Source organism: Ancylomarina sp. (genome assembly GCF_041555295.1).
Lineage (GTDB): Bacteria > Bacteroidota > Bacteroidia > Bacteroidales > Marinifilaceae > Ancylomarina.
This window is the reverse complement of the sequence record NZ_JBFFKR010000127.1, coordinates 1-9,621: the sequence shown is the minus strand read 5'-3', so window position 1 is coordinate 9,621 and position 9,621 is coordinate 1. Positions and strand designations below refer to the sequence as shown.

6 protein-coding genes and 1 pseudogene are annotated in these 9,621 nt (G+C 33.4%); all 7 read left to right on the top strand.

What is annotated here, in order from left to right:
* The first annotated feature begins 160 nt into the window (after positions 1 to 160).
* Positions 161 to 2,632 (top strand): polysaccharide biosynthesis tyrosine autokinase, encoded by a 2,472-nt coding sequence (locus tag ABY905_RS10155; protein ID WP_372643246.1) that lies wholly within the window; start codon positions 161 to 163, stop codon positions 2,630 to 2,632.
* Positions 2,633 to 2,719: 87 nt separating this feature from the next.
* Positions 2,720 to 3,988, top strand: coding sequence for a nucleotide sugar dehydrogenase (locus ABY905_RS10150; protein WP_372643244.1), 1,269 nt, complete (start codon positions 2,720 to 2,722; stop codon positions 3,986 to 3,988).
* 19 nt (positions 3,989 to 4,007) lie between these two features.
* Entirely contained in the window at positions 4,008 to 5,117 is a 1,110-nt protein-coding gene (locus ABY905_RS10145; RefSeq protein ID WP_372643242.1) for an SDR family oxidoreductase, read from the top strand.
* Between the two features lie 202 nt (positions 5,118 to 5,319).
* The gene (gene rfbA / locus ABY905_RS10140) at positions 5,320 to 6,216 is read left to right on the top strand and encodes a glucose-1-phosphate thymidylyltransferase RfbA (RefSeq protein WP_372643240.1); all 897 of its coding nucleotides are present in this window, start codon (positions 5,320 to 5,322) and stop codon (positions 6,214 to 6,216) included.
* A 136-nt stretch (positions 6,217 to 6,352) separates the two neighbouring features.
* A complete protein-coding gene (locus ABY905_RS10135) occupies positions 6,353 to 7,810 on the top strand; it encodes a lipopolysaccharide biosynthesis protein (RefSeq protein ID WP_372643237.1) in 1,458 nt (485 codons plus the stop codon).
* A 317-nt stretch (positions 7,811 to 8,127) separates the two neighbouring features.
* Positions 8,128 to 9,300 carry a DegT/DnrJ/EryC1/StrS family aminotransferase gene (locus tag ABY905_RS10130; RefSeq protein ID WP_372643234.1) on the top strand — a complete coding sequence of 391 codons (1,173 nt, stop codon included), beginning with the start codon at positions 8,128 to 8,130 and terminating at the stop codon, positions 9,298 to 9,300.
* Between the two features lie 4 nt (positions 9,301 to 9,304).
* Positions 9,305 to 9,621: pseudogene (locus ABY905_RS10125) on the top strand (hypothetical protein); the annotation flags it as partial.

Sequence of the window (9,621 nt, the reverse complement as noted above, 5' to 3'; positions counted from 1 at the left end):
ACCTGTTAAAGCCCAAATGTGGGGATTCGGAGAGTCTTTCTCATTAAGTTTAATTACAAGTTTGATTACTTTCTTTTTATTGGCGAATTCGCTTAAGTAATTGATTATAGAATATTAAAGGTATTGGTGTAATTTATATTTGAATCTATAAATAAATATTATGTATCATTCAGATAACAAAAGAGATTTCGTAAATGATGATATATTCAGTATTGAGAATGAATATAAGTCTGAAAAGCCAAATATTATAAAATGGGTTTATCTTTTTTATAATAAATGGTATTGGTTTATTGGTTTCATAATTTTAGGATTATTATCCGCTTATATTGTAAATCGGTATACTCCTTTAGTTTATAAAGTGGATGCTACGGTTTTGATTAAGAGTGAAGTTCAAGGCAATGTGTCGGAGGAGATGGCAATGATGAGTGGATTTTCTACTCCAGATATGCAAAACTTTCAGAACCAGACCATTATTTTAAAATCTGAATCCTTGATTATACATGCTTTAGAACAGCTCGATTTTAATGTCAGCTATTATTCTAAGGGTAAGTTAAAGGAGACTCAGAGCAACTATTTGAAAATTTATCAAGCGATTAATCAAGCTTTATTTTCGAAAGAAAATTATAGGGAAGAGGAGTTGTATTTAGATCAACCCTTTCAGGTGATTTTAGATAAGACTCATGTTCAGCCTATAGGAGTGAAGTTTTATCTTGAAAGAAGCATTAATGGGGACTTAAATTTGGTTGCTCATGGGGAAAATGTGGTACTGCATGATTTTTTTGATAAGCAGGATGTGGGAGAGCTTAGTTCCTTTAGAATGAATGAGCAGGTTGAAATTGGAAAGAGAATAGAAGGTGAACATTATGCCTTTACGATTAAATCTGACAAATCTAATTTAGATGAAGCATTAAGTGAGAACAATATTTTTTTTCTTATTCGTGATAACAAGCGTATCATTAATGATTTTCTGGACATTGATGTTTCGTTTGCAGCCCAAGGTGCCTCTATTGCCTATGTATCGACAACGGGTACCTGCCTGGAAAAAACTAAATCTTTTCTGAATATGTTGATGACTGTTTGGATTCAGAACGGTTTAGATCAAAAAAATCAGATTGCCAACAATACAATTTCTTTTATCGATCAACAACTTTATGGTATAGGGGATACCCTAGGTCGTATGGGAGCAAAACTTAGAAATTTCAGAACTTCTAATAACGTGGTCATGCCTACAGTTCAAGTGGAGGCTGCCTACGTTAGATTACAGGAAATCGATGCTGAGATCTTAGAATTGCAAACCCAGACTTCTTATTTCAAACGTTTGCGAGGATACTTGAATAAACGTGAGGATTTCAATAAACTGATTTCACCAGTCTCAGTAGGGATTAGGGAAAGTGTTTTGACTGACTATATTGCTCAATTAGGAGAAGTCAGAGCGGCTCTATTTCAATACAAGGGCAAAGTAGAATTAAATAATCCATATTTAGAAAGACTGCAACGTCAGGAAGCTACTATACTAGCTTCATTGTATGAAAATATTAATTCTCAAGAAGAATATATCAATGATCAAGAGGAGGTTTTGAAAAAACAGAAAGCCAGAATATCCAGAGAACAAAACTTACTACCAGGTATGGAGCAGAAGTTTCTGAATATTCAACGCAATTATGATTTGACTAATGACCTGTATACTCTCCTTCTTGAGAGAAGGGTTGAAGCTCAAATTCAAAAGGCATCAAATTTACCTAATAGCGAAATTATTGAGCCAGCAACTTTTAAGGCAATACTTCAACCTGTGACTATGTTGATTTTTATAATAGGGGGCTTCATAGGGTTTATGATTCCAGGTCTTTTCTTTTTTTTAAGTGATTTCTTTAATACTAAGGTACAGACTGAAGAAGATCTGGAAAGAATAACAACTGCTCCTATCATTGGGAGAATAGCTTTTAGTAAAAAAAATGGTGATGTTTTGACACAAAAATATCCAGGTGCACCCATTACAGAGGCTTTTCGATCTTTAAGAACTCGACTTGATTATCTTAAAAATGGCAGTGATAAACAAACCATACTTGTCACTTCGACTACTACAGGTGAGGGGAAATCATTCTGTGCAGTAAATATAGCTGGCATACATGCTCTTGCAGGAAGAAAAACGATTCTACTTGGTTTTGACCTAAGAAAACCTCAATTAGGAGAATATCTAGGTATTTCAGAAGAAGCTGGAATTACAACCTTTTTAAATGGAGAGAATACTCTTGAAGAAGTCATTCATCATTCAAAATATAAAAACTTAGATTGTATCGTTGCCGGTCCCATACCTCTAAATCCGGCTGAAATTGTGGGTTCTAAAGTAACAGGTGTCTTATTCGAGCAATTGGAAAAACGATATGAATGTATCGTGATAGATACGAGTCCAATGGGGATTGTAACAGACGCTTTATTGTTGACGCCATATGCAAGCACAAATATTTTCGTTGTTAGGCATCAAGTTACTGATAAACTATTCTTTAAGCAGAATATGAAAATATTGAGTGATGCTAATATTCATAATGTGGGCCTAGTTATGAATGGTGTTAAAATTCAAAAATATGGGCATGCCTATAATTATGCATATGGATACAGTGTTTCTGATATGTAGTCCTTTTTTTTAATGATTGGATTTTATCCGATTCATAGTAATAAATCATATAACTTTTAATTAACTACCACTAAACTATTTTTAATCATGAATATTATAAAGCGAAAAATCGCAGTGATTGGACTTGGGTATGTCGGACTACCACTTGCTGTTGAATTTGGTAAAAAATACATAACTGTTGGTTTTGATATTAATACTACTCGGATTTCTGAACTCGAAGCTGGTTATGATAAAACTTTAGAAGTTAATAAAGAAGAGTTGAAATCATCGGAGTTATTAAGTTATACACGCAATGAAGAGTTGCTTAAGCAATTTGATGTATTTGTTGTGACTGTTCCAACCCCGATTGATAAGAATAAACGTCCAGATTTAACTCCATTGTTTAAAGCTTCAGAAATAGTAGGGAAAGCTTTGAAGAAAGGGGATGTCGTTATTTATGAATCAACAGTATATCCAGGTGCAACGGAAGAAGATTGTGTTCCGATTTTAGAGAAGTATAGTGGTTTGAAATTTAATGAAGATTTCTTTTGTGGTTATTCACCAGAACGAATCAATCCTGGAGACAAAATACATACTGTAACTAAAATTCGCAAGGTAACATCTGGTTCAACCGCTGAAATTGCTGAATTTGTCGACAATTTATATGCTTCAATTATAATAGCTGGAACCTTTAAAGCTTCTTCGATTAAGGTAGCTGAGGCTGCAAAGGTGATTGAAAATTCTCAACGTGATATCAATATTGCTTTTGTAAATGAATTATCAGTGATTTTTAGTCGACTGGGAATTGATACCCATGAGGTTTTGGAAGCTGCAGGTACAAAGTGGAATTTTTTACCATTCAAGCCAGGATTAGTTGGAGGTCATTGTATTGGAGTTGATCCTTATTATTTGACCCAAAAAGCTCAAGAAGTTGGTTACAACCCCGAAATTATTTTGGCTGGACGAAGATTAAATGATAGAATGTCTGCTTATGTTGCCTCAATGGTAATTAAGGAAATGATTAAGAAAAAACATCGAATTTCGGATTCTAAGATTTTAGTATTAGGAATTACATTCAAAGAGAATTGTCCTGATATTCGTAATTCTAAAGTGATAAATCTTATTCAGGAATTCAAAGATTTTGGGTGTGATGTTGATGTATATGACCCTTGGGCAGATAAACAAGAGGTTGAAAATGTTTACTGTTTGAGTTTGATACCGCGAATTAATGGTGATAAATATGATGCTATTGTTTTAGCAGTTGCACATTCTGAGTTCGAGGATTTAGATTATCCTGCTTTTAGGAATGGTTCTAATGCTGTAATTTTTGATATAAAAGGAATTCTACCAAAGGAATTAATCGATTGTCGTTTATAATTTGAATAATATAAGTTTGATGAAGAGAAAAATTACTAGTTCAAAAGTTTTAGTGACAGGGGGAGCAGGTTTTATCGGCTCAAACCTTTGTGAGATGCTTTTGAAACAAGATAATGAGGTAATTTGCCTTGATAATTTCTCTACAGGACACAGAATTAATATAGAGCCCTTTTTATGTAATCCTAAATTTAAATTGATTGAAGGTGATATTCGTAATTATGAGGATTGTCAGAAAGCGGTAACAGGTGTTGATTTTGTATTGCATCATGCAGCTGTAGGTTCTGTTCCACGTTCAATTATGGACCCAATTACATCAACTGATGTTAATATTGGAGGTTTTGTAAAAATGTTATTTGCTTGTAAGGAAGAAAGAGTGAAACGATTTGTTTATGCTGTAAGCTCTTCTACCTATGGAGATTATAACGAATTGCCAAATGAAGAACATAAAATAGGTAAGGCTCTATCTCCCTATGCAATAACGAAGTATGTGGATGAATTATTTGCTGGAAATTTCAGTGAAACCTATGGGATCGAAACTATTGGATTGCGTTATTTTAATGTATTTGGTCGTCGTCAGGATCCTAATGGAGCGTATGCAGCTGTGATCCCTAAATTTGTGATTGCTCTAATGAAACATCAGAGTCCACTTATAAATGGAGACGGCACTTTCAGTAGAGATTTTACTTATATAGAAAATGTTTTACAGGCTAATCAACTTGCTGCTATTACTCCTTCTGAAATGATACAGGACAGAGCATTGAAATATAATTCAGTAAATGTGATGCCATTTACTGAAACAGATCTTACAAGATCAACGAAGTTAAAACCTGCAAAAATATCAAAGGTGTTTAATGTTGCCTGTGGAGAAAGAACGACTTTAAATGGATTAGTCGATATTCTTAAGAGATATTTATCTCTTTTCGATCCGGATGTTTATTCTGTAGAGGTAACATATGGACCTAAAAGGAATGGAGACATATCACACTCTTTGGCATCCATTGAAAAGGCGAGAGCACTGTTGGGGTATGAGCCTGAATTCTCTGTCAGTGAGGGCTTGAGAGAGGTTGTTAATTGGTATCTTAAATATGGAGATCTCTATGCAAATCGTAATAAAAGAAATCCCCAATAATATTTGATTAAATAACAAAATATGAAGGAAGATGTTGTGCAAATTTACGACTTAGCCTAAATTATAAGTTATCAATTAGTAGACGTCATTTGAATCGAAAACTCACTAGTAATGGTAATTATCCGTATGCTAATCAGTTAGTGTTGTGTTTGTGAAAGCAACAATTGTTTTAGAAAGTTTCTCCAATAATAAATTAATTATCATGAAAGGAATTATTCTTGCCGGGGGAACTGGTTCTCGCCTGTATCCTATTACACAAGGAATATCCAAGCAGTTATTGCCTATTTACGATAAGCCTATGATCTACTATCCTATGTCGGTACTGATGTTGGCAGGTATTCGTGAGATTCTGATTATTACAACTGCAGAAGATCAAGCTGGTTTTATACGTCTTTTAGGTGATGGATCTCAATGGGGCATTTCCCTCTCATATAAGGTTCAACCTTCACCAGATGGTTTAGCTCAAGCCTTTATTCTTGGAGAGGATTTTATAGGCGAGGAAGATGTTTGTTTAATTCTTGGAGACAATGTTTTTTATGGTGATGGTTTGACACCATTGTTGAAAAATGCACTACATACGGTGTCTTATGATAAGAAAGCCTGTTTGTTAGGTTATTATGTGAAAGATCCAGAGCGTTATGGGGTGGCTGAACTAAATGAGAATGGTGATGTGATTAGTATAGAGGAAAAGCCTGAAGATCCAAAATCAAATTATGCTATTGTTGGACTCTATTTTTATCCTAATGATGTCGTTCAGAAAGCTAAAGATGTAAAACCATCATCTAGAGGCGAATTGGAAATAACTAGTTTAAATCAGGTTTATCTTGATGAGGAACGGTTGAAGTTAAACAGAATGGGGCGTGGTTTTGCATGGTTAGATACAGGAACGCATGAATCGCTATTGGAGGCAGGTAGTTTTATTCAGACAATAGAGTCACGACAAGGGCTTAAAGTAGCGTGTTTAGAAGAAATAGCTTTTAAAAAACATTGGATAACTATTGAGAAACTCAATGAGGCGATCACCCGATACGGTAAGAATGTGTATGGAAATTATTTGAAGAAAATAGAGGATGAGATTACTTATAAGTATGTACTTTAACAAAAGAACTTGATAAATAGTTTTCTTATTTAACCATGTTATTGATTTATACTCTGATAAAAGAGCTGTTTTTTCATGTTTATCTACTAAGGGAGGGTTTAGAAAACTAAAAAACAATGAAGAGATTTGAAAGTAAATGGAAAGTTTAAAAGAAAAAACCGTAAATGGTCTATTTTGGAGTTTCTTTGATAGTTTTGGAAAGCAATTTATATCTTTTTTTATTGGTATAATATTAGCTCGTTTACTAGAACCTTCTGTCTATGGCATATTGGGAATGATAGTTGTTTTCATAGCAATCTCTGGTGTTTTTATCAGTTCTGGGTTTGGGTCTGCACTAATAAGAAAAACAAATTTAACGGATACGGATTGTAATACCACCTTTTATTTTAATATCGGAGTTGCTATATTTTTTTATTTCTTATTATTTTTCACATCTCCTTTTATTGCCACTTTTTACAGAGAACCAAGTTTAACGCTCATTATTCGAGTATTAGGAATTGTTCTATTAATTAATGCCGCTTCCATTGTTCAGCAATCCTTATTGATAAAAAGGATTGATTTTAAAACCCAAAGCAAAATATCTATAATAAGAACAATAATTAGTGGTGGGGTAGGAATAATAATGGCCTATCGTGGTTTTGGAGTATGGAGTTTAGTTGTTCAACAATTAACAGGTGGGTTTATAGGAACTACTTTGTTATGGTATTATAACAAATGGAAACCAAAGTGGGAATTCTCAATTCAAAGTTTTAAAGATTTATTTGGTTTTGGATCCAAATTATTGATTTCGGCTCTTATTGATACAATCTACAATAATTTATATTATTTAATAATTGGGAAGTTTTTTTCTGCAGCACAATTAGGATTCTTTACTCGTGCGCAGGGGTATTCCAATCTATTCTCGAGTAATCTAACAAGGGTTATTGAACGAGTTAGTTATCCAGTTCTTTCTTCTATACAAGAAAACCCTAGAGCATTAAGGAGTGGGTATCGAAAAATAATAAAAAGCTCAATGCTAATTTCATTTGCTGCAATGATGGGATTAGCAGCATGCTCTGAATCTCTTGTTATTATTTTGATTGGAGAAAAATGGGCACCCTGTGTTCCTTACTTACAACTACTTTGTTTTTCTCAAATGCTGTATCCTCTTCATGCAATTAACCTAAATATTCTAAAAGTTAAAGGAAGGTCTGATCTTTTTTTAAAATTGGAGATTATTAAAAAATGTATATCTATTCCAGTTATAATAGTTGGAATTTATTTAGGTATTAAAGCGATGTTAATAGCAATGATAGTTAATGGATGTATCGCTTATTTATTGAATAGTTATTATACCGCAAGCCTAATTCAATATTCAACAATCAGTCAATTAAAAGATATTACACCATCTTTTTTAGTAGGTGTTGCAACCTGTTTGGCTATGTGGTCTGTTGAATTGCTGATGCTCTCACTTGTGCAACAGTTCATAGTCCAGTTGCTTGTGGGAGGTATTTTATTGATATTTATTTTGGAAATTTTCAAACTCCATGAATATCTTGAAATCAAATCAATCCTTCATACATACTATCGGAAAGTTAGTTTTAAGCGTACATGAAAATTATTTATAGTAATTGATTAAAAGGCAAGGTAGATAGTTGCATGGCTGTTGAAGTGATGTTAATTACAATGATTTTTAGTGCATGTATCGCCTATTTATTGAATAGTTATTATACTCCAGGTCCAATTAATATTTGACAATCAGTCAAATTAAAGATATTACACCTACTTTTTAGGTAGATGATATTAGCTTTTTAGCTATGTGATCTGTTGAATTATTCATGCTCTCTCTTGTGCAACAATTTTTAATTCAGTTGCTAGTTGGTGGTTTTATATTATTCATTTTACTTGAAACCTTTAGACTCAATGAATACCATGAAGTTAAATCAATCATTAGTATCAAATTGCAAAAAAACAGTTGCAAAGGAACTTAAAGAAAGGGTGATTAACGTTACTTCACCTGTACTTCCGCCATTAGAAGAATTTATCCCTATGTTGGAAGATATCTGGGAAAGTAAATGGCTCACTAATAATGGGAAATACCATCAGGAATTTGAAAAAGCTTTGGCTGCCTATCTGCGCGTTCCCTATATTTCAATTTTTGCAAATGGAACTTTGGCGTTGATAACAGCTTTACAATGTTTTAAAATTACGGGTGAGGTAATAACGACTCCTTATAGTTTCGTTGCATCATCACACGCTTTACATTGGAATGGTATTGAACCTGTATTTGCTGATATAGATCCAGTAAGCTTAAACCTGGATCCACATAAAATTGAGGCCGCAATCACGTCAAAGACAACAGCTATTATGCCTGTTCATGTATATGGTAATCCATGTGATGTGAAAGCAATACAAAATATTGCTGATACTTATGGTCTGAAAGTTATTTATGATGCGGCTCATGCATTTAGTGTAGATGTCAATGGAGACTCTGTATTGAATTTTGGCGATATGTCTATTTTAAGTTTTCATGCAACTAAGGTGTTTAATACGATTGAAGGTGGAGCCATAATTTGCAGAGATGAAGCAACTAAAAAGCGAATAGATTATTTAAAGAATTTCGGGTTTGCAGGGGAAACAAAGGTTATCGGTCCTGGAATAAATGCTAAAATGAATGAGTTGCAGGCTGCTTACGGTTTATTGCAATTAAGGAGTATTGATATTTCAATCGATCAAAGGAGAGATGTAACAAAACTGTATAGAAATTTATTAAGAGGTGTAAAAGGAATAAGTTTTCTTGAAGATATGGAAGGTGTAAAGCATAACTATTCTTATTTTCCAATATTTGTAGACAAAAAGGAATATGGGAAATCAAGAGATTATTTATATGAAGAGTTAAAAAGACATAATATTTTCGGACGTCGATATTTTTACCCATTGATATCACAATTTCCAACATATAGTGGTTTACCTTCTGCATCTGCAGATAATTTGCAAGTCGCCGAAGCAATAACTAAATCGGTAATTTGTTTACCCATATTTCCTGATTTAACAAAAGTTGAAATAAAAAGGATTATTTCAATTATTGATACATATAGTTCATGAAATAGTGAAAAAAAGAATATTAATATTAGGTGGTTCTTATCTTCAGATATCTGCAATTAGATATGCCAAAGAGTCTGGTTATTATGTAATTACTTGTGATTACTTGCCTGATAATCCAGGGCATGTTTATGCTGATGAATATTACAATCTTAGTACAACCGATTTAGATGGTGTTTTAGCTTTGGCAAAAGAGCTGAAGATTGATGGTATTTTAGCATATGCATCTGACCCTGCTGCACCAACAGCTGCTTATGTTTCTGAGAAGTTAAATCTACCTGGTAATACTTACATGAGTGTTAGGATACTTACTGAAAAAGATTT

Bases quoted from the DNA above. Each gene is read 5' to 3' on its own strand.
- ABY905_RS10150 (WP_372643244.1), top strand. From the start codon at position 2,720: ATGAATATTATAAAGCGAAAAATCGCAGTGATTGGACTTGGGTATGTC.
- ABY905_RS10155 (WP_372643246.1), top strand. From the start codon at position 161: ATGTATCATTCAGATAACAAAAGAGATTTCGTAAATGATGATATATTC.
- ABY905_RS10135 (WP_372643237.1), top strand. From the start codon at position 6,353: ATGGAAAGTTTAAAAGAAAAAACCGTAAATGGTCTATTTTGGAGTTTC.
- ABY905_RS10130 (WP_372643234.1), top strand. From the start codon at position 8,128: ATGAAGTTAAATCAATCATTAGTATCAAATTGCAAAAAAACAGTTGCA.
- rfbA (WP_372643240.1), top strand. From the start codon at position 5,320: ATGAAAGGAATTATTCTTGCCGGGGGAACTGGTTCTCGCCTGTATCCT.
- ABY905_RS10145 (WP_372643242.1), top strand. From the start codon at position 4,008: ATGAAGAGAAAAATTACTAGTTCAAAAGTTTTAGTGACAGGGGGAGCA.